This window comes from Streptomyces sp. GESEQ-4, from assembly GCF_017948455.1.
In the GTDB taxonomy this organism is placed as follows: domain Bacteria; phylum Actinomycetota; class Actinomycetes; order Streptomycetales; family Streptomycetaceae; genus Streptomyces.
In genome coordinates this window covers 51758-69904 of sequence record NZ_JAFFSU010000002.1, presented here as the reverse complement: position 1 = coordinate 69904, position 18147 = coordinate 51758, and the positions used below count along the sequence as shown (strand labels likewise).

Annotated in this window: 26 protein-coding genes and 1 pseudogene; 18 read left to right on the top strand and 9 right to left on the bottom strand. The window is 70.1% G+C overall.

What is annotated here, in order from left to right:
- Window positions 1-23 precede the first annotated feature (23 nt).
- Window positions 24-473, bottom strand: coding sequence for a DUF3037 domain-containing protein (locus KCH48_RS05690; protein ID WP_210571020.1), 450 nt, complete (start codon window positions 471-473; stop codon window positions 24-26).
- A complete protein-coding gene (locus KCH48_RS05685; protein ID WP_210571019.1) occupies window positions 470-1249 on the bottom strand; it encodes a HipA family kinase in 780 nt (259 codons plus the stop codon). Before KCH48_RS05685 ends, KCH48_RS05690 begins: the two co-directional genes overlap by 4 nt.
- Window positions 1250-1376: 127 nt before the next feature.
- Between KCH48_RS05685 and KCH48_RS05680 the strand changes: the two genes are divergently transcribed.
- Window positions 1377-1772 (top strand): VOC family protein, encoded by a 396-nt coding sequence (locus tag KCH48_RS05680; protein ID WP_210571018.1) that lies wholly within the window; start codon window positions 1377-1379, stop codon window positions 1770-1772.
- Between the two features lie 115 nt (window positions 1773-1887).
- On the top strand, window positions 1888-2490 hold the full coding sequence (locus KCH48_RS05675) for a flavodoxin family protein (RefSeq protein ID WP_210571017.1): 603 nt from the start codon (window positions 1888-1890) through the stop codon (window positions 2488-2490).
- On the opposite strand, the gene KCH48_RS05670 is transcribed toward KCH48_RS05675, so the two are convergent.
- The gene (locus KCH48_RS05670; RefSeq protein ID WP_210571016.1) at window positions 2487-3191 is read right to left on the bottom strand and encodes an ANTAR domain-containing protein; all 705 of its coding nucleotides are present in this window, start codon (window positions 3189-3191) and stop codon (window positions 2487-2489) included. The two genes, KCH48_RS05675 and KCH48_RS05670, sit on opposite strands and share 4 nt — an antisense overlap.
- A gap of 125 nt (window positions 3192-3316) precedes the next feature.
- On the opposite strand from KCH48_RS05670, the gene KCH48_RS05665 reads away from it, so the two are divergent.
- On the top strand, window positions 3317-3643 hold the full coding sequence (locus KCH48_RS05665; RefSeq protein ID WP_210571015.1) for a helix-turn-helix domain-containing protein: 327 nt from the start codon (window positions 3317-3319) through the stop codon (window positions 3641-3643).
- A 101-nt stretch (window positions 3644-3744) separates the two neighbouring features.
- On the opposite strand, the gene KCH48_RS05660 is transcribed toward KCH48_RS05665, so the two are convergent.
- A complete protein-coding gene (locus KCH48_RS05660) occupies window positions 3745-4221 on the bottom strand; it encodes an SRPBCC family protein (protein ID WP_210571014.1) in 477 nt (158 codons plus the stop codon).
- Between the two features lie 94 nt (window positions 4222-4315).
- Between KCH48_RS05660 and KCH48_RS42045 the strand changes: the two are divergent.
- Window positions 4316-4634: pseudogene (locus KCH48_RS42045) on the top strand (polysaccharide pyruvyl transferase family protein); the annotation flags it as partial.
- A 248-nt stretch (window positions 4635-4882) separates the two neighbouring features.
- Entirely contained in the window at window positions 4883-5059 is a 177-nt protein-coding gene (locus tag KCH48_RS05655; RefSeq protein ID WP_210571013.1) for a hypothetical protein, read from the top strand.
- A gap of 34 nt (window positions 5060-5093) precedes the next feature.
- Here KCH48_RS05655 and KCH48_RS05650 read toward each other — a convergent pair whose 3' ends face one another.
- The 3 genes from KCH48_RS05650 to KCH48_RS42860 form a co-directional block, all read right to left on the bottom strand.
- Window positions 5094-6119, bottom strand: a complete 1026-nt coding sequence (locus tag KCH48_RS05650; RefSeq protein WP_210571012.1) for a DNA topoisomerase IB — start codon at window positions 6117-6119, stop codon at window positions 5094-5096.
- Between the two features lie 64 nt (window positions 6120-6183).
- Entirely contained in the window at window positions 6184-7464 is a 1281-nt protein-coding gene (locus KCH48_RS05645; RefSeq protein WP_246884899.1) for an FAD-dependent monooxygenase, read from the bottom strand.
- Complete coding sequence (locus KCH48_RS42860) at window positions 7401-7595, bottom strand: FAD-dependent monooxygenase (RefSeq protein ID WP_307840814.1); 195 nt, start codon at window positions 7593-7595, stop codon at window positions 7401-7403. The genes KCH48_RS05645 and KCH48_RS42860 overlap by 64 nt, the downstream gene beginning before the upstream one ends.
- A gap of 161 nt (window positions 7596-7756) precedes the next feature.
- Between KCH48_RS42860 and KCH48_RS05640 the strand changes: the two genes are divergently transcribed.
- Both KCH48_RS05640 and KCH48_RS05635 read left to right on the top strand, forming a co-directional pair.
- A complete protein-coding gene (locus tag KCH48_RS05640) occupies window positions 7757-8941 on the top strand; it encodes an alcohol dehydrogenase catalytic domain-containing protein (protein ID WP_210571011.1) in 1185 nt (394 codons plus the stop codon).
- Between the two features lie 127 nt (window positions 8942-9068).
- Window positions 9069-9596, top strand: coding sequence for a hypothetical protein (locus KCH48_RS05635; RefSeq protein WP_210571474.1), 528 nt, complete (start codon window positions 9069-9071; stop codon window positions 9594-9596).
- A gap of 319 nt (window positions 9597-9915) precedes the next feature.
- On the opposite strand, the gene KCH48_RS05630 is transcribed toward KCH48_RS05635, so the two are convergent.
- Window positions 9916-10479 (bottom strand): hemerythrin domain-containing protein, encoded by a 564-nt coding sequence (locus KCH48_RS05630; RefSeq protein ID WP_210571010.1) that lies wholly within the window; start codon window positions 10477-10479, stop codon window positions 9916-9918.
- Window positions 10480-10600: 121 nt separating this feature from the next.
- Between KCH48_RS05630 and KCH48_RS43150 the strand changes: the two genes are divergently transcribed.
- From KCH48_RS43150 to KCH48_RS05615, 3 genes are all read left to right on the top strand, one after another.
- Complete coding sequence (locus KCH48_RS43150) at window positions 10601-10753, top strand: FAD-dependent oxidoreductase (RefSeq protein WP_374104660.1); 153 nt, start codon at window positions 10601-10603, stop codon at window positions 10751-10753.
- A gap of 91 nt (window positions 10754-10844) precedes the next feature.
- Complete coding sequence (locus KCH48_RS05620; RefSeq protein WP_210571009.1) at window positions 10845-11864, top strand: sigma-70 family RNA polymerase sigma factor; 1020 nt, start codon at window positions 10845-10847, stop codon at window positions 11862-11864.
- A gap of 115 nt (window positions 11865-11979) precedes the next feature.
- Window positions 11980-12870 carry an SDR family oxidoreductase gene (locus KCH48_RS05615; protein ID WP_210571008.1) on the top strand — a complete coding sequence of 297 codons (891 nt, stop codon included), beginning with the start codon at window positions 11980-11982 and terminating at the stop codon, window positions 12868-12870.
- A 47-nt stretch (window positions 12871-12917) separates the two neighbouring features.
- Here the strand turns inward: KCH48_RS05615 and KCH48_RS05610 are convergent, their stop codons facing one another.
- Window positions 12918-13295, bottom strand: coding sequence for a DUF6479 family protein (locus KCH48_RS05610; protein WP_210571007.1), 378 nt, complete (start codon window positions 13293-13295; stop codon window positions 12918-12920).
- A gap of 215 nt (window positions 13296-13510) precedes the next feature.
- Here KCH48_RS05610 and gvpO point away from each other — a divergent pair, with 215 nt between their 5' ends.
- Genes gvpO through KCH48_RS05570 form a run of 8 tightly spaced genes read left to right on the top strand, consistent with a single transcriptional unit; the run spans window position 13511 to window position 18147 of the window.
- Window positions 13511-13801: a gas vesicle protein GvpO gene (gene gvpO / locus KCH48_RS05605; RefSeq protein ID WP_210571006.1), complete on the top strand. Its 291-nt coding sequence runs from the start codon at window positions 13511-13513 to the stop codon at window positions 13799-13801.
- A gap of 48 nt (window positions 13802-13849) precedes the next feature.
- Window positions 13850-14305, top strand: coding sequence for a gas vesicle structural protein GvpA (locus KCH48_RS05600; protein ID WP_210571005.1), 456 nt, complete (start codon window positions 13850-13852; stop codon window positions 14303-14305).
- Window positions 14302-15060 (top strand): GvpL/GvpF family gas vesicle protein, encoded by a 759-nt coding sequence (locus KCH48_RS05595; RefSeq protein ID WP_210571004.1) that lies wholly within the window; start codon window positions 14302-14304, stop codon window positions 15058-15060. Before KCH48_RS05600 ends, KCH48_RS05595 begins: the two co-directional genes overlap by 4 nt.
- A gap of 10 nt (window positions 15061-15070) precedes the next feature.
- Entirely contained in the window at window positions 15071-15334 is a 264-nt protein-coding gene (locus tag KCH48_RS05590) for a gas vesicle protein GvpG (protein ID WP_210571003.1), read from the top strand.
- Window positions 15331-15933 (top strand): DNA primase, encoded by a 603-nt coding sequence (locus KCH48_RS05585; RefSeq protein WP_210571002.1) that lies wholly within the window; start codon window positions 15331-15333, stop codon window positions 15931-15933. Before KCH48_RS05590 ends, KCH48_RS05585 begins: the two co-directional genes overlap by 4 nt.
- Entirely contained in the window at window positions 15930-16982 is a 1053-nt protein-coding gene (locus KCH48_RS05580) for an SRPBCC family protein (protein WP_210571001.1), read from the top strand. Before KCH48_RS05585 ends, KCH48_RS05580 begins: the two co-directional genes overlap by 4 nt.
- The gene (locus KCH48_RS05575; protein ID WP_210571000.1) at window positions 16979-17347 is read left to right on the top strand and encodes a gas vesicle protein; all 369 of its coding nucleotides are present in this window, start codon (window positions 16979-16981) and stop codon (window positions 17345-17347) included. Before KCH48_RS05580 ends, KCH48_RS05575 begins: the two co-directional genes overlap by 4 nt.
- Window positions 17344-18147 carry a GvpL/GvpF family gas vesicle protein gene (locus tag KCH48_RS05570; RefSeq protein WP_210570999.1) on the top strand — a complete coding sequence of 268 codons (804 nt, stop codon included), beginning with the start codon at window positions 17344-17346 and terminating at the stop codon, window positions 18145-18147. The genes KCH48_RS05575 and KCH48_RS05570 overlap by 4 nt, the downstream gene beginning before the upstream one ends.

Sequence of the window (18147 nt, the reverse complement as noted above, 5' to 3'; positions counted from 1 at the left end):
CATGTGATCCATTACCCGGTCGGTCACTTCACCAACAGATCGAGCAACCGCTGCGCCTCGGCCGCCGGATCGGACGTGAGTCCGGTGTGCACGGGCCCCGGCTGGACGACCGTGGAGCGGGGCGCGATCAGCCAGCGAAAGCGCCGCCCGGCGTCATCGCCCCCGGCCTGCCCCGCGGCCTCGCCGCCGAGGCAGACCCTCTCGACGGCCCCGAGGGCGGCCCGAATGCCGGCCACGTCCGCGCCCGGGTCGAGGGCGAGCAGCCGCGCCTCGTCGAGATGGGTGCGGGCGCCGACGTAGCCCTGGGCCCGGCAGTACACCAGCACGCCCCCGTTGACGAACTCGCCGCGCTCGATGCGGGGTACGACCCGCAGGAGGGCGTACTCGAAGACATCCCGGTCGTTCTGCTCGCCGCCCCGGATGATGTGGCGTTCGACCACATGGCCGGCCATGTGGATGTGGCGCTCGCTCACTTGCCCTCCTCGATTCCGGTGACGCGGATCCCGGTGACGCGCTCGTGGACGACGGCGGCGCGAGCGAGCAGCGGGCGCGCATAGGCCCGCCGGAGATCGTCGGGGGTGTCGAAGCCGGGTTCACCGGCCAGCCAGGCGTCCGGGATCTCGGCGACGACCTCGCCGAGCAGGTCCTCGGTGACGCGCGGAGCCAAGTCGGCGGCGGCGGAGGCGACATCGGGGGCGAAGCGGGCCAGCGCGTGGTCCGAGGCGTCGTACGGGCGGGCCGCGGAGGTCTCGGCGCCGGGCCAGTTGTGGTGCCAGATCATCGTGGCGCCGTGGTCGATGAGCCACAGGTCGCCGTGCCACATCAGCAGGTTGGGGTTGCGCCAGGACCGGTCGACGTTGCCCACCAGCGCGTCGAACCAGACGATCCGCCCGGCCTCCTCGGGGGTCACCTCGAAGGCGAGCGGGTCGAAGCCGAGGGCGCCGGACAGGAAGTCCATGCCGAGGTTGGTGCCGCCGCTGGACCTGAGCAACTCCTGCACCTGCTGGTCGGGTTCGCCGAGCCCGAGGACCGGGTCGAGGTCGATCGTCACGAGCCGGGGCACTCGGAAGCCCAGCCGGCGGGCGAGTTCACCGCACACCACCTCGGCGACGAGCGTCTTGCGGCCCTGGCCCGCGCCCGTGAACTTCATGACGTAGGTCCCGAAGTCGTCGCCCTCGACGAGCCCCGGCAGCGAGCCGCCCTCACGCAGGGGCGTGATGTAGCGGGTCGCGGTGACCTCTTTCAGCATGTCCCGGGCCATCCGTCTCTTCAGCCTTGCACTTCACGGCAGCCGGCCTCCGGCATGAAGCGAGCATAGTAACCGAGGGTGATCGCGGGTAAGGACACTTAGGCGACCGAAGGAGGCATGGCACCGCATGAAGCCGCAACCGCGTTTCACGTTGGCAGCGACCACCCTCGATGCGCCGGAGGCCCATGAGCTCGCGCGGTTCTACCAGAGCCTTCTCGGATGGCCGGTGCAGAAGGAGGAGCCGGGCTGGGTGGAGATCGCACCGGCCGACGGCTCTGTCGGACTGTCGTTCCAGACCGAGCCGCTGTTCACGCGCCCGCAGTGGCCTTTCAACCGATCCGGGCAGCAGATGATGATGCATCTCGACATCGAGGTGAACGATCTGCCGTCAGCTGTCGAGCGGGCCCTTGACCTGGGCGCGACAGTCGCGGACTTCCAACCCCAGGACGATGTACGCGTTCTGTACGACCCGGTGGGCCATCCCTTCTGCCTCTTTGTGCGCGGCGGCCCGAGCCTCGGATGAGCAGGGTGCGGACACGACTGCCGTGGCCGTTATGACGGAGGCCGTTGGGTACTCGGGAAAGCCGTCGGCCCGCTGACCTGGCGGGCACGCCTACTTCTCCGAGGGCGGACAAACCGTGAAGGCACTGATCATCAACTGCACGCTCAAGCCGTCTCCCGAGCCCTCCAACACCGAGGCCCTGGCAGCCGTGGTGGGAGAGCGGCTCACCGAGGAGAAGGTGGACGTGGAGGTCGTCCGGGCCGTCGATCTGAACATTGCTCCCGGTGTCGTCACGGACGCGGGCGACGGCGACGAGTGGCCACGAGTGCACGACAAGCTTTTGCACTCGGACATCCTGATCATCGCCTCGCCCACCTGGCTGGGACGCCCTTCCTCAGTTGCCCAGCGTGTGCTCGAACGGATGGACGCGATGATGACCGAGACGGACGACGAGGGCCGTCCGGTCGCCTACAACCGGGTGTGCGGCGTGGTCGTCACCGGGAACGAGGACGGGGCCCACCACGTGATCAGCGAGATCTCCGGTGCCCTCGCGGACATCGGATACACCGTTCCCGGCCAGGCGTGGACCTACTGGCACCTCGGCCCCGGCCCGGGCCCCGACTACCTGGACGAGCAGCGCGGCCACGAGTGGGCCCACCGCACCGGCCGTGCCATGGCCGACAACCTCAACGGCGTCGCCCAGGCGCTGGCCGCCCGTCCGCTCGGTGCGCCCGGCTAGCCGGACGTTGCCGTTGGGTCGCGAAGTCCGTTCACCGCCGCGGCCAAGTGCGTTTGCAGCGTGTCGGGCAGCGGTTCACCATGGATGGCCGTCAGGAGTTCCTCGGCTATCTGATGGAGTTTGGTGTTCGTGTTCTGGGAGGTAGCGACCAGTACGGCCCACGCATCCTCGGCGCTCAGCGAGAACGTGGCCATCAGAATCCCCGTGGCCTGGTCTATGACCGGGCGCGTCCGCATGGCGCGGCGCAGTTGAGCGACCTCGTTCCGCAGGTCTTCCTGACCCTCGCTCAGAGCGTCCTCCATCGGCTGGGTGCCCGCGAACAGCGGCCACGTGTCCGTCTTGACCAGGAGCCTGTGCACGGCGGGACTGGACGCCCGCATGGTGACGAGTTTGCCGTGCCGCTCGGCACTCCGCCGCGCGGCCAGCAGGAGGTTCAGCGCCGAGCAGTCGCAGAACGTGACACCACTCAGGTCCAGCTCCACACGGCGTGCGCACCGGCTGACGGAGTCCTCCAGCACACTCCGCAGCAGTTCCTCGCTGTCGATGTCCAACTCACCGCAGACCTTGACGATCACGGTGCCGTCCTGCACCAGCGTGTGGATCGCCGGTTCGTACGGCACGGCCTCCTCCGGGTTGACCGGAGTGCCGGCTACCGCCTCGTCCGCTGCGACGGAGCGATGCGGGATCTGTAGCTGCTGCATGGCGGCCTCCAGCGAGGACAGTGGCTCCAATTCAGGCTCCCCCGCAGACCGTTACACGTCAAGGGATACCGGAAATCTCTTTCAGGTTTTTGAACGCATGAAAGCCATGTCCTAATCTGGAGGGTATGGCTGAAGCCCCTGAGCCGCACACCGGCTGGACGTTCCTCACCAATCACGCACGCGTCCTGGCCGCCATCGCCAGCGATCACGCCACCCGCATCCGGGACATCGCCGCACGCTGCCGGCTCACCGAAAGGGCTGTGCAGAAGATCATCGCCGACCTGGAGGGCGGCGGTTATCTCACCCACACCCGGCAGGGCAGAACCAACACCTACCGCATCCAGGCGGACACCGTCCTGCGTCACCCGGCGGAAACCGGACTCACCGTCGCCGATCTGCTCGTCTTCCTCCAGCAGCACGACCGCAGCCGCAGCGACCAGACGGTGACGTGATCCCGCGACCGGATCGGCCGGCCGACAGCATCGGCCCGCACGCCGACAGCTTGTGTCCGCGTGCGGGCCGACCGGGTACCGGTGAGCGCGGTGTCTCGTGATCAGAGGGGAGCGTTCGGTTCTCCGGGCCGGATCCGTCCGCGCCAGGCACCGCTTTCGCCGCCGCGGTGCTCGATGTAGTCCTTGAAGCGGCGGAGGTCCCCCTTCACCCGGCGATCGATGACGCCGAGCATGTCCCCGCCCTTCTCGACGGCACCGGTGGGCTCGACGTCCATCGTCAGTTCCACCCGGGTGTGCATGTCGTCCAGGCGCTGGAAGCGGACGGATCCCCGCTGCTCGGCGTCGCCGCCGATGGACCTCCAGGTGATCCTGTCGTCCGGCATCTGGTCGACGATCTCGGTGTCGAACTCGCGCCGGACCCCGCCGATCTTGGTGGTCCAGTGGTTGTGCCGGTCGTCGAGCTGCGTGACCTCCTCGACGCCCTCCATGAAGTTCGGGAAGTCCTCGAACTGCGTCCACTGGTTGTAGGCCGTGTGCACGGGGACCTCGACATCCACCGTTTCCTTGACCGTGCTCATCTCTTCCTCCTTGGCGGTCGTCTGCCGCGCCGGGCCTCTCGGCGCCGTGCGCGTCCGTGCGACACCGGGTACCCATGCCGTCCGACAGGTCACGGTGATTGCCGGCCCGGTCGGCGTCGGCTTCCCGGACGGGGAGGCGACCGCCGGGGACGTGCTGGCGCTGCACCGGGTGCGGGAACTGCTCGAACGGGCGGGGCTGGACCACGACGTCGGCTGGAGTCCCGGCTTCCGACCCGCCGGACCGCATCTGGCGCAGGCTCGCCCCGAGGACTACTCCCACCTGGTGTTCGTCTGCGGTCCCCTGCACGGGCCGCAGATCGAGGACCATCCGACCCGTCGTCGGGGTGATCCTCACCCACGGCCGGCACGAGTACGGCGCGCGCCGGCGGCATGCCCGGGTGGCGGAAGTGGTCCAGGAGATCGGTGCCAGGTTCCGGCGGGGTGCCATGCCGGACTGCGCGGACGGACTCCTCCAAGCTCTCGCCGACGGTGTACCTCAAGCCGCCGGCCCCACCAGCCGCCGCTCCATTGAGCGTTGGTCTTGACCAACGTTTCCCCGAGCTCCGAATGGAAACTCGGTCGCTCAGCATGAGTGAGCCCTACGGGGCGAAGGAACGAACCGGACCGCGACGGGCCGGACGCAGAAAGAAGATGAACCGCCGTGACTGTGGAAGCCAGGAAGACGACCCCCGCCGTCCGTCGACCCGAGACAGGCTGGGCGAGGGCACGCCGCGTACGTGGGCAGAGCATACGGACCTGTATGCGCGCGACGATCGACGGCGACGCGGGTCAGCTGCGGCGCGGGGACGACTGGAACGTCGTACGGGGCGAGGACTGAGCCACAGTCACATCGGTACGGATCAGTCGGTCGTTCAGAGGCGCTCCCCGTTGCGGAGCATGCGCACGACGGCTCGTTCAGGGAGGCCGTGGGTGGCAGGGATGCCGTCCGCGGCCTCCTCACCCAGGTGGGGCAGCGCGTCGGCGATCGTCACCCCCTCTTCGTAGAGCTCGATCACCCGTGGATTGATGTAGGAAGCCCGGCAGACCGCAGGCGTGTTGCCGAGATACCGGGACACTTCGCGCACCGCGCGGGCGATGGCACGGCGTCGTGCGGTCTCGCTGCGTGCGACGGGCTGTGAGACAGCCAGCGCCACCGCCGCCATGACGGTGGCGTGCCAGGTACGGAAGTCCTTGGCGGAGATGTCCAGGCCGGACATCTCCTTGAGGTACGCGTTGACCTCGTCGCCGCTCACGTCGTGCCAGGCACCCCGCTCCCAGTAGGCCAGCAGCCGGTCACCGCCGTTCCTGCGCCGCAGCAGCGCCCTCAGACTGCGGCAGGCGGCGGGCTCGGTGACGGTGTGGGCGAGTTCTTGACCTGCCTTGCCGGGATAGGTGAACAGGACCGCGCCGGCCCGGCAGCGAGCGTGCTCCCGCAGCAGCGTCGTAAGCCCGTAACTGTCGTTCATTTCGGCGTACCGATCGCTGCCGATACGGAAGAGCCCGAGGTCGAGCAGGCGCACTGCGGTGGCGAGGACTCGTCGGCGCGTCAGCCCCCGGTCGCTCAAGTGCCCCTCGACAACGGCCCGTAGGGCCGGGAGCGCCTCGGCGACATCCAGCACGTGCCCGTGCTTGGCCTGGTCCTGCTCGGCGCGGAACTGCGTGTGGTACAGGTACTGGCGACGCCCGGCGGCGTCCGTACCCACAGCCTGCAGATGTCCGTTGCCCCTGCGGCAGATCCATACGTCCTGCCAGGCCGGCGGAATGACCAGCGCCCGGATACGGTCCAACTCCCGCGGGTCACGCAGCACTTGTCCCTCGACGTCGAGGTAACGGAAGCCACGGCCATGGCGTCGACGGCGATATCCGGGCTCGGTTGGCCGACTGTGGTAGAGACGCACACCAGGTCACCTGCCGATGTGTCACTGCCGGTCGGGTACCCCGGAGTCTCACGGCACATGTCACTCACGCGTCGCCTACCGGTCCGGCGCTGTCTGTGCACCACTGATCCAGCGCGGCGGTCAGTTCGCGCCGGCGGTGCCCGCGGTCGGCTTCGTCGGTGGCCCAGGCGACATGGCCGTCCGGGCGTACGAGGATCAGCGGCGGTACGGCGGTGGCGCGGCGGTCCGCCACAGCGTGGACGTCGACCGCGTCCGCCATCCGCCCGTCGAGCGTGGCCGCCTCGGACGGGTCCGCCGTCAGCAGGACGAATCTCCCCGTCCGCAGCGCCTCGTACAGCCTGCTCGCCCCTGACTCACCGGACAGCGGCAGGTCGGGCGCCCGGGCTCCCACCGACGGATGACCGCCCGGCCCGGCCGGATAGCGGATCGCGATCCCCGACAGCGCCCCCGCCACCTTGTCGGCGACCGGCCCGACACGCAGGACGGTCCGGCCGGCGAGCCCGCGCACGGCCGGCAGAGGTGGCGGGCGCAGGACGACGAGCCGGATGAGCGCCCCGGTCATACGCACCACCCGCTGCCCGACGGGATGGCGCTCGGCTTCGTAGCTGTCCAACAGGGCGTCGTCCGCGCGGCCCTGCACGGTCGCGGCCAGTTTCCAGCCGAGGTTGAAGGCATCCTGCAGCCCGGTGTTCATACCCTGCCCGCCGGCAGGCGAATGGGTGTGGGCCGCGTCGCCGGCCAGCAGCACCCGGCCCTGCCGGTAGTGCGAGGTCTGACGCTCGTCGTTGTGGAACCGCGACAGCCAGCGGGCGTCGTGCATGCCGTAGTCGGTGCCGAGCACGCGGCGGGTGTCCTCGCGCACCTCTTCCAGCGTGACGGGCGCGTCGTCGGGCAGCCGGCGGTGCCGGTACCAGGTGATGACCCGGTACCAGCCGTCGCCGAAGGGCACGACGAAGGCGAAGCCGTCCCCGGTGCCGTTGCCTGTGAGGACGTCAGCCGGGGGCTCGGCGAGCCGCACGTCGGCCAGAACCACCGAACTCATCACCGAGGAACGGCCCACGAACGGCAGCCCCACCGCGCGACGCACCGTGCTGTGCACGCCATCGGCACCGACCAGGTACGAGGTCCGCTCGGTGCGCACCGTCCCGTCCCGCCCGCACAGTTCGGCCTCGACCCCGTCGGCGTCCTGCCGCAGTGAGACCAGCTCCGTCCCCGGCCGGATCTCCGCGCCCACCGCCTCGGCCCGCTCCCGGAGCACACGCTCGGTCTCGTACTGCGGAGTCACCAGGACGAACGGAAACCGGGTGGGCGACCGCGCCAGGTCCAGTTCGGCCGCGCCGAACACCCGGACCCTGTCGATCGGGCGCCCCCGGCGACCAGTTCGTCGGCCGTCCCCCTCGCGTCGAGGACTTCCAGGGTGCGAGCGTGGACAGCGAACGCCCGGGTGAGAGGGGACTCGGTGTGGCGGCGCTCCACGAGCGTCGTCGGGACGCCGACCTGGGCGAGTTCGGCCGCGTGCCCTCACGGCAGGCCCATAAACGCGCGGCGCGGTACGTGCAGCCGGGCGAGGTGTCGCGAACGAGGGGACGGGGACTCGGCCTACGGGCAGCCGACCACGATCCGGAAGGAGCCACACCATGCGCGCACTGACCTGGCAGGGCAAACGGGACGTGCGGGTGGAGACCGTTCCCGACCCGCGGATCGAGAAGCCCGACGACATCATCGTGAGGGTCACGTCGTCGGGCATCTGCGGCTCCGACCTGCACCTGTACGAGCTCTTCGGCCCCTACCTGGATCCGGGTGACATCCTCGGCCATGAGGCGATGGGGGTGGTCGAGGAAGTGGGGCCGGACGTCCAAGCGGTCACACCCGGCGACCGCGTCGTCATTCCGTTCAACATCTCCTGTCGCGACTGCTTCATGTGTGACCGGGGACTGCATTCGCAGTGCGAGACGACCCAGGTCCGCGAGCGGCACAGCGGCGGAGCGCTGTTCGGCTACACCAAGCTCTACGGGCAAGTGCCGGGCGGCCAGGCCGAGTTGCTGCGTGTGCCGTTCGGCAACAAGCTGCCCATCAAGGTGCCCGCGGGCCCGCCCGACGACCGTTACGTCTATCTCTCCGACGTCCTGCCGACTGCCTGGCAGGCGGTCGAGTACGCGGACATCCCCGAGGGAGGCACCGTCACCGTCCTGGGCCTCGGACCCATCGGAGACATGGCCGCGCGGATCGCCCGGCACCGCGGCGCCGGCCTGGTCGTCGGTGTGGACCTCGTCGACGAGCGTCTTTCGCGGGCGAGTGCGCGTGGCGTCACGTGCTTCGACGCGCGACGCCACGCGAAGGACCTGCCGGAGGCGGTGCGAGACCTCACGGACGGGCGCGGGACCGACGCGGTCATCGACGCCGTGGGCATGGAGGCGCATGGGGCGCCGTTCGCCAAGGCGGCGCAGTGGGTCACCGGGCTCCTGCCCGACGCCGTGGCCCAGCCGCTCATGGAGCATGCCGGAGTGGACCGGCTGGGGGCCCTGCACACCGGCATCGACCTCGTACGCCGCGGCGGCACGCTCTCCGTCTCCGGGGTCTACGGCGGTGCTGCCAGCCCGATGCCGCTGCTGACGATGTTCGACAAGCAGATCCAGGTACGGATGGGCCAGGCCAATGTGTGGCGCTGGGTGGAGGACATCCTGCCGCTGCTCACGGACGACGATCCGCTCAGCGTCGACACCTTCAAGACGCACGCGATGCCGCTGGAGGACGCGGCCAAGGCGTACGCCATGTTCCAGGCCAAGGAAGACGGCATGGTCAAGACTCTCCTCAAGCCCTGACCCACCACTCGGTGGTGTGGGCGAAACCACGCTGCTCACGCGGTCGCAGGTATGTCGGCGGCCAGGGACGACGGATTACCGTCTGATGGATCCCCTGTTCATCGCCAGTACCTCGGACGGCCCGGCAGTGCTCACAGATCTCTCCCCGCTCATCGCGGCGACCACCCAATGGCTGACGCATTCCTACCCGGCGTGCGGCGGCGCGCTGGCCGCGGCCCTGAGCGAGGTGCAGGCCCGGCAGGCCGTCACGGTGGCCGCGTGGCTGCGGTACCCGACGCCGACGGACGTGGCCCTGGTCCAGATGGCCGGGCCCGGCGGCTCGGCCGGCCTGGACTGGATCACCGGCGCGGACGCGACGGCGCACGACGACGCGGACGACTTCGCCTGGCGCACCTGGGTGGACGAGGTGGTGGCGAGCTGGGCGGCCTGCCTGCTCAGCGACGCCGAACTGGCCCGGCTGGCGGTCGCCGCGATCGCCGAAGGCGCCCACTCCACCGGTGTGCCGATCGAGTTCCGGCGTCTGGTGTCGCCCGACGCCCGCGACCGCCAGGCGGCGGCCTTGCTGCGCCACCCCGACCTCCTCGCCCCCGTGGCCGTACTGCACCGCACCGCACTCCACGACCACCTCGACCCGGGCCAGGCACTCATCGCCTGAGCCCCGAGGCACGTCCCTCGACGCGGGCCCACCCCCGGGCCGTACGGCCGAGGCGTCGCCGTCCTCCGCGCGATCACCCACGCAGGTCTGCCGAACACGCCGCCGAGCGCCGCACGAGTAGTTGGCGACGGACCACCGGCGCATGGTGCGGTACCGCAGCATGCGCCAGGGCGAGCGGGACGCGCCCTTGACGGACGGGACCCCCGGGTCGATGACGCCTGCCCCTGCCGCACCATCGCCTCGGGGGCCAACTCCCCCGGAAACTCACGTATTTACAGCTCTCGGGCTGCCGGACCGCACGGCCGTCCACCCGGCAGGTTCAGTCCTTCTTGCCGCGGCCCGACAGCGCGTCGCGCATGCGGTCGACCAGGCCGGCGCCCGGGGCCAGCAGCTTGTTGGCCGGCGGCTTGTCCGGGGCGGACGGGTGCGGGCGGGTCGGTGCCATCTTCTTCGCCTGACGCACCTTGTCGCCCAGGCCGTCGAGCGCCTCCGCGGAACACGCCGCGCGCAGCCGGGGGAAGAGGTTGCCCTCCTCGTCGGCGATGTGCGAGCGGACCTCGCTCATCAGCATCCCGATGAGCCGGTCGAACTCGGGATCGTCCGCGTCGCACCCCTCCAGGTCCTTCATGATCTGCTCGGCCTTGGAGTGATCCTCGATCTCCTTGTCGGCCAGCGCGTCCCCGCCCGCGATGTGCTCCCGCACGGCCGGGTAGAGGTACTCCTCCTCGGCCACCGAGTGCCGGACCAGCTCCATCGTGGCCTGGTCGGCGAACACCTTGCGGTCCTTGTCACCGGACGGAAGCCCCTCGATCCGGCCGAAGAGCTGCTCGACCTCGCGGTGATCGGTCACCAGCTCGTCGATGACGTTCCCACCATGACCCATGTTCTTCACCTCCAGCCTCTGCGGCGGTCCGGACGGACCCGCCGCCGACTCCGAGTGCCCGAAGTCGGCGGCTCCACACGGGAGTCGCGAGCGTCTGTGAACCCGTCGACATCCACAACCCCTGCGGCAGCGGCACCGTCCTCAAGCGCGTCCCCCGGGCAGCTTCTACGACATCCCCCTGCGCTGTCTGCTGCCCCCCGACACCGACCGGCTGCTGGTCGCCGGACGCTGTATCTCCGGCTCGCACGTGGCGCACTCGTCGTACCGCCGCTGACTGAGCCGACCCCAGCCGGTTCCTCATGGGCTCTCCGGGTACCCGGACAACAGGCAATGAAGGCGACCAGAACGGACGAAAGGCCGTGAGGATGCCTCCCCTGACACAGACTCCCGCGATGGAACCCCGAGTGAGCCGCCGCGCCTCCACACGCACCGCACGCTCGCGCGGCCGGGTCCCCGAACCCGACGAGGAACCGGATCTGCTCGGCCAGTACCTGGCCCAGATCGCGGCGACCCCACTGCTCACCGCGGAGGACGAGGTACGGCTGGCCCAGCGCATCGAGGCGGGAGTGCGGGCCGCCGAGGAGCTGCGGGAGGCCGACGCCGGCGAGCGCGACCTGGTGCCGGAGCGGCGCCGGGAACTCGACGCGGTCGCCCGCGACGGCAAGGCCGCCAAGGACCACATGATCCGGGCCAACCTCCGGCTCGTGGTGGCGATGGCCAAGCGGCACGCTCACCGGGGTGTGCCCCTGCTCGACGTCATCCAGGAGGGCAACCTGGGGCTGATCCGGGCGGTGGAGAAGTTCGACCACACCAAGGGCTTCAAGTTCTCCACGTACGCGACCTGGTGGATCCGCCAGGCGATCGAGCGGGGCCTCGCCCAGCACGCCCGGACCGTACGGCTGCCGATGCACGTGGTGGAGGAGCTGCGGAAGCTCGGCAAGATCGAACGGCGCCTGCAGCTCGACCTGGGGCGTGAGCCCACCGCCGAGGAGGTCGCCCGGGAGAGCGGCTTGGCCGAGTCCCGGGTCGACTGGCTGCGCCGCGTCGGGCGGCAGGCGGTCAGCCTGGACACGCCGGTCGACGAAACCGGTGAGACGGTGATCGGCGACCTCATCCCCGACACCGAGGTGCTGCAGGCCGCGGACATCGCCGAGTACCAGGCACTCGCGCAGGACCTGCGGAGGGCCATCGGCACGCTCGCGCCCCGCGAGGCCATGATCCTCAGCCTCCGCTACGGCCTGCACGACGGAGAGCAGCGCACCCTCGAGCAGGTCGCACGGCACGTGGGCCTCACCCGCGAGCGCGTACGCCAGCTGGAGAAGCGGTCCCTGGCGAGGCTACGGGCCCCCGAGACGGGACAACGCCTGCTGACGTGGGCGAGCTGAGCCCCGTGGGAGGCGTTCTGATGGGCCGCTGACGCGCGTCCGCGACGGGCTTTCGGTCGGGGTGAGGCGGGAACCCGGTCAGGGTTCACGCCCGTCCAGCGGTCAGGAGGTCGTCGTGACCGATCCGCAGCACACCCAGCAGAATCCGGCCACCCAGCACCCACGCCCCGACTTCCCCTCCCAGGACCAGCCGCACCCCGGATGGACCGGGCCGATGGACCCGCCGCCCGACCACGGCGAGGAGAGCTACCAAGGCACCGGCCGGCTGGCGGGCCGCGAAACCGTCATCACCGGCGGCGACTCCGGCATCGGGCGGGCCGTGGCCCTGGCCTTCGCCCGGGAGGGTGCTGACGTGCTCTTCACCCACCTCGAGGAGGAGGCGGACGAGGCCCGCGAAACGTCCCGTCTCGTGGAGAAGGCCGGCCGCAAGGCGGTCGCCGTCTCCTGCGACATCCGCGAGGAGGACAACTGCCGGGCCCTGATCGAGCGGGCGGTCGGGGAGTTCGGGCGCATCGACGTCCTCGTGAACAACGCCGCCTACCAGATGTCCCAGCCCGACGGCATCGAGGCGATCCCGACCGAGCAGTTCGACCGGGTGATGCGCACCAACCTCTACGGCATGTTCTGGCTGACGAAGTTCGCCCTGCCGCACATTCCCGAGGGCGGCAGCGTCATCAACTCCACGTCGGTGCAGGCCTACAAACCCAGCCCGCACCTGCTGGACTACGCGATGACGAAAGCCGCGATCGTGGCCTTCACCCAGGGGCTGGCCCAGATGATCGTCGACCGAGGTATCCGCGTCAACGCGGTCGCCCCGGGACCGGTGTGGACGCCGTTGATCCCCGCGACGATGCCCGACACGACCGAGTTCGGCAGGCAGAGCCCCCTGGGACGCCCGGCCCAACCCGCCGAACTGGCTCCCGCGTACGTCTACCTCGCCTCTCAGGAGGCCAGCTTCATCACCGCGGAGATCCTCAACGCGACAGGCGGGACGCCTCTTCCGTAGCCGAGTCCTCGACGCGGTCCGGCAGCATGCCGGACCGCGTCGGACGGTTACGCCTTGCCCGGGCCCCCGCTGCCGAACCCGCCGCTGGAGCCTGGATTCCACCGGCGGCGTTTCTGGCTCTCGCTGCGTTTGCTGCCGGACGGCTGGAGCTCGTGCGGGGTGAGCCGCTCGGTCCTGTCTCCCGCCTGGGGGACCTCGTTCTCCTCCCGCACCTCCCGGGTCTCACGGACCGGTCCGGTGCTCGGCATCGTGGGCTGCTCGTGACGCCCCGGAGGGCCCGGTTCGCGGCGCCGTACCTTGATGCCGAGCCGTACGGCCCACACCAGGGCGCCGGCGACGATGAGGCCACCGACGAGGACGGCGATCAGACCCGCCGGATTCGAAGCGGCCGCTTGGTCGGGGATGGCGTATGCGATGGCGTTCATTGAGCCCGGGTACCCAGGCTCGGGCCGTAGATACGGAAGTCTCTGATCGCGCCGGCACCGCCCCGCCGCAGCCGGCAGGCGAAACACTCCCCGGCGGCCGCACAGCAAGGTTTAGCCGGGACGCTTCGGGCCACTCGAATACGGTTGGATGTGGACGAAACTTAATAAGCCTCACAGAATTCACATATCACGGTAGACCGCGCAAGGACGACGCCATGACGGACGACGACCGGCCGACGCCGGCAGAGGTCCTGCGCCAGGCGCGCGACCAACTCGGCGACATGACCGGCATGACTGCGGAGACCGTCTCGTCCTTCGAGAAGACGGACGGCGGCGGCTGGTCCCTGGCGATCGAAGTCCTCGAACTCGCCCGGGTCCCGGACACGATGAGCCTCATGGCGAGCTATCAGGTCGACCTCGACGAACAGGGGCAGCTCACCGGTTACCGGCGCGTCCGCCGCTACGAGCGGGGGCGGTCCGACTCAGAGCGCTCCGGCGGCCGGTAGACCGCCGCCCGCGCGGCGAGCCCTTCCCCGGTAAGGAGGACGGCAGTCATGACCGTTGTCCCGGCACAACAAGCCGGCGGAGGAGGAGGCAGCAGCAGCCTCTACGACGTACTGGAACTCGTCCTCGACCGGGGACTCGTCATCGACGCGTTCATACGTGTCTCGCTGGTCGGCATCGAGATCCTCAAGATCGACGTGCGGGTCGTCGTGGCCAGCGTCGACACCTATCTCCGCTTCGCCGAGGCGTGCAACCGCCTCGACCTGGAGGCGGGCCCCCGCAAGAGCCCCGGCCTGCCCGACATGGTCGGCGAGATCACCGAATCCGGCGCCCACGGCAAGTCCAAGGGCGCGCTGTCCGGTGCCGCGGAGACGATCTCCGACGCCTTCCGGCAGGCCCGTGACGAGGGCTCCTCGAAGGAGAGGGAGCAGGAGCCCCGGCCACGGACGCGCAAGAGCACATCCGCGCGTCGCAGGGAGAGCAGGGAGAGGGAGGAAGAGGAGTGAGCACCTACGTCTACGGCATCACCACGCGGTCGCACGCCGCCCTCCCCGAGGGCCTGGACGGCGTGGGCGATCCGCCACGGCCGGTGCGCGTGCTGAAGGAGGGTGAACTCGCGGCGGTCGTCAGCGACGCACCAGAAGACCTGCGTCCCAAGCGGCGCGAGCTCCTCGCCCACCAGAACGTGCTCGCCGAGACCGGCGCCACCGGCTGTGTGCTGCCCATGCGGTTCGGCAGTCTGGCCCCCGACGACAGCAAGGTCACCGAGGTCCTCGCCGAGCGCGCGAGCCACTACGAGGAGCGGCTCAGGGCGCTCGACGGCAAGGTCGAGTACAACCTCAAGGCCTCCCACGTGGAGGAGGACGTGGTGCGCCAGGTGCTGGCCGACGACCCCGAGCTGCGGGCCCTCGCCGACGCCAACCGGCAGGCCGGCGGAGGCAACCACGAGCAGCGGCTCCGGCTCGGCGAGATGATCGCCGCCGCCGTACAGGCCCGGGAGGTCCAGGACGCGGCAGCCGTGCAGGAGGCGCTCGCGCCCCTCGCCGCGGCGACCAGTCCCGGCCCCGGATCGACCGGATGGCTGGCCAACATCTCCTTCCTGGTGGAACGGGACTCGGCCGCGGGCTTCCTGGAGAAGGTGGAGGAGTTGCGCGCGGCCAGCCAGCACCTCGAAATGAGCGTGAACGGTCCGCTGCCTCCGTACAGCTTCGTCGAGCCGGGTCCGGACGGACCCGCCGGCACCGACGGCACCGACGGTTAGAAGGCACATCGTGGGACTGATCTCGGAAGTGCTTCTCCTGCCGTTCGCCCCCGTGCGCGGCAGCCTGTGGGTCATCGAACAGGTGGTGCGGGAAGCCGAGCGCATCTACTACGACCCCGCGACGGCCCAGGCCGAACTCGCCCGCCTGGAGCAGCTGCTGGAGGCCGGCGAGATCACCGAGGAGGAGTTCGACCGGCTGGAGGACGAACTCCTCGACCGGCTGGAGACAGCCACACACCGAAGCTTCGGAACGGACGACAGGACGACACCATGAACCGGACACTCATCGGCCTCGCGGTCGGGGCCGGGTACGTCCTCGGGCGCACCAAGAAGCTCAAACTGGCAATGGCCGCGGGCACGTTGATCGCGGGCAAGCGACTGAAACTGAGCCCGGGCGCCGTGGTGGACCTGGTCTCGCGGCAGCTCAAGGACAACCCGCAGTTCCAGCAGATCGGCGACGAACTCCGCCAGGACCTGAGCGGCGTCGGCAAGGCCGCCTCGGGCGCGCTGGTCGAGCGGCAGATGAACGCGCTCGCCGACCGTCTGCACGGCCGTACCGCCGAAGTCCGCGATCACCTCACGGATGTCGTGGGGACCGGCCACGACGAGGACGAGGACGAGCAGAACGAGAAGCTCGAGGACCGCGACGAGTCCCGGGACGCCGACGAGGACGAGGAGACGTCACGCGAGAGCACCGCCAGGAAGGCGCCGGCGAAGAAGAGTGCCTCCAGGAACGCCTCCAAGACCGCCAGGAAGGCCGCGCGCAAGGCCCCCGCCCGGAAGACGGCCACGAAGAAGACCTCGGGCGCCCGGAAGACGGCCACCAGGACCGCCTCGCGGGCCACGGAAGGGAAAGGAGGCGGCGAGCGGTGACTCCGAACCCGGCATCCACGGCCACTGACACAGCCGGCAAGGCCACCGGTACGACTCCGCTGTCCGGCCTCGCCCAGAGCGAGGCCGCCGACCGGCTCAAGGCGGAGGTGCAGGAATACGTCTCCGCGCAGGCCGAGCGCCTGCTCGTCGGCGTCGGCCGCAAGCTCGGCGAGACCACCGCCAAGCTCAACGACATCGCGGAGGGCAACAGCCCCGGCTTCGCCAAGCTCGCACTGGACGGTGGCCGCAAGGTCACCGAGGGCAAGGGCCCGTTGCGCTCCGCCCTGGAACTGGGCGTCTCCGGGGCGAAGGACAACGTCGTCGGCGCCCTGAAGAACCTCGGCGGCGGCAAGGGCAAGCGCAAGGGCGGCTCGGGCAACAAGCCGACCGTCATCATCGAGCAGGTCGACGTCGGCGTGCCGGTGCGCACCGCCTACGACCAGTGGACGCAATACCAGGAGTTCAGCACCTTCGCCAAGGGCGTCAAGAGCGCGAGCCGCGCGGACGACACCCAGTCGGACTGGCAGCTGAAGGTCTTCTGGTCGAACCGCAGCTGGAAGGCGAAGACCACCGAGCAGGTCCCGGACGACCGGATCGCCTGGTCGTCGGAGGGCGCCAAGGGCACTACGAAGGGCGTCGTGTCCTTCCACCGCCTCGCGGACAACCTCACGCGCGTCCTGCTGGTGATCGAGTACTACCCCAAGGGCCTGTTCGAGAAGACCGGCAACCTCTGGCGTGCCCAGGGCCGCCGGGCCCGCCTCGACCTCAAGAACTACGCCCGCTTCATCTCCCTCAAGGGCGAGGCGTCCGACGGCTGGCGCGGCGAGATCAGCGACGGCGAGGTCCTCCGCAGCCACGAGGACGCGATCGCGGAAGAGGAGGGCGACGAGCAGTACGAGGAGGAGCCCGAGGACGAGTACGAGGAGGCGGAACCCGAAGACGAGTACGAGGAAGCGGAGCCCGAGGACGAGTACGAGGAAGCGGAGCCCGAGGACGAGAAGGCGTACGAGGACGAAGAGGAGTACGCCGAGGGCGGGAGCCGGCGATGACGACGCCGAGCCGGCTCCCGCAGCCCTATGCGCACGACGGCAGCAGCAATCTCGCCGACATCCTGGAACGTGTCCTCGACAAGGGCATCGTGATCGCCGGTGACATCAGGATCAACCTGCTCGACATCGAACTGCTCACCGTCAAGCTCCGCCTGATCGTCGCCTCCGTCGACAAGGCCAAGGAGATGGGCATCGACTGGTGGGAGGACGACCCGGCCCTCTCCTCCCGCGCCCGCCGCAACGAACTCGCGCGCGAGAACGCCGAGTTGCGCGAACGGCTGGCGCGGCTGGAGGAGCTGGAGGCGGCGCCTCCCACCGCCCGGGCCGAGCGCACCCGCGAGGACGGAGGAGGGGACGCGGGATGACCGAACTGCGGTACGTCTACGCGATCTGCGAGCCGCTCGGCGCACCCCTCCCCGCCGGACTCACCGGCGTCGCGGACGACCGGCCGCACATGTTCCCGCACCTCGGCCTGGTCGCCGTGGTCGGCCATGTGCCCGAACGGGACTTCGCCGAGCAGCCGCTCCGCGCCCACCTGGAGGACCTCGACTGGCTCACCGAGACCGCCCGCGCCCATGAGCGGGTGATCCACGCGCTCATGGCCCTCACCACCCCGCTGCCGCTGCGCCTCGCCACCGTCTTCCATGACGACACGGGCGTACGCCTGATGATGGAGGAGCAGGAGGCGCACTTCCGGGACACCCTCGGCCGGCTTCGGGGCCGCGTCGAATGGGGTGTGAAGGTCTACGCCGAACCCGAACCCGGCGCTGAGCCGGCGGAGGGCGACGGCCCTCACAGCAGGCCGGCCTCGGGCCGCGACTACCTGCGGCAGCGGCGCCGATCGGTCCTGGCCCGCGAGGACACCTGGCAGCGGGCCGAACGGTTCGCCGACCGGCTGCACACCGCGCTCTCCGCGCACGCGGAACGCACCCGGCTGCATCCGCCGCAGAACCCGGCCCTGTCCTCGGCCCCGGGCCAGAACGTGCTCAACGCCGCGTATCTGGTGCCCCGTTCCTCCTCCGATGAGTTCATGGACGTCCTGGACCACACCAAGAGCGGGGAGAGCGGAATCCGGATCGAGCTGACCGGGCCGTGGGCGGCCTACTCCTTCGTCGACATCGTCGACTTCGTCGAGAGCAGCGGCGCGGAGGCGGCGGGAACATGA

Bases quoted from the DNA above. Each gene is read 5' to 3' on its own strand.
- KCH48_RS05570 (WP_210570999.1), top strand. From the start codon at position 17,344: ATGACCGAACTGCGGTACGTCTACGCGATCTGCGAGCCGCTCGGCGCA.
- KCH48_RS05680 (WP_210571018.1), top strand. From the start codon at position 1,377: ATGAAGCCGCAACCGCGTTTCACGTTGGCAGCGACCACCCTCGATGCG.
- KCH48_RS05640 (WP_210571011.1), top strand. From the start codon at position 7,757: ATGCGCGCACTGACCTGGCAGGGCAAACGGGACGTGCGGGTGGAGACC.
- KCH48_RS05685 (WP_210571019.1), bottom strand. From the start codon at position 1,249: ATGCTGAAAGAGGTCACCGCGACCCGCTACATCACGCCCCTGCGTGAG.
- KCH48_RS05665 (WP_210571015.1), top strand. From the start codon at position 3,317: ATGGCTGAAGCCCCTGAGCCGCACACCGGCTGGACGTTCCTCACCAAT.
- KCH48_RS05610 (WP_210571007.1), bottom strand. From the start codon at position 13,295: ATGAACGCCATCGCATACGCCATCCCCGACCAAGCGGCCGCTTCGAAT.
- KCH48_RS05670 (WP_210571016.1), bottom strand. From the start codon at position 3,191: ATGCAGCAGCTACAGATCCCGCATCGCTCCGTCGCAGCGGACGAGGCG.
- KCH48_RS05585 (WP_210571002.1), top strand. From the start codon at position 15,331: ATGAACCGGACACTCATCGGCCTCGCGGTCGGGGCCGGGTACGTCCTC.
- KCH48_RS05620 (WP_210571009.1), top strand. From the start codon at position 10,845: ATGCCTCCCCTGACACAGACTCCCGCGATGGAACCCCGAGTGAGCCGC.
- KCH48_RS05630 (WP_210571010.1), bottom strand. From the start codon at position 10,479: ATGGGTCATGGTGGGAACGTCATCGACGAGCTGGTGACCGATCACCGC.
- gvpO (WP_210571006.1), top strand. From the start codon at position 13,511: ATGACGGACGACGACCGGCCGACGCCGGCAGAGGTCCTGCGCCAGGCG.
- KCH48_RS05660 (WP_210571014.1), bottom strand. From the start codon at position 4,221: ATGAGCACGGTCAAGGAAACGGTGGATGTCGAGGTCCCCGTGCACACG.
- KCH48_RS05575 (WP_210571000.1), top strand. From the start codon at position 16,979: ATGACGACGCCGAGCCGGCTCCCGCAGCCCTATGCGCACGACGGCAGC.
- KCH48_RS05600 (WP_210571005.1), top strand. From the start codon at position 13,850: ATGACCGTTGTCCCGGCACAACAAGCCGGCGGAGGAGGAGGCAGCAGC.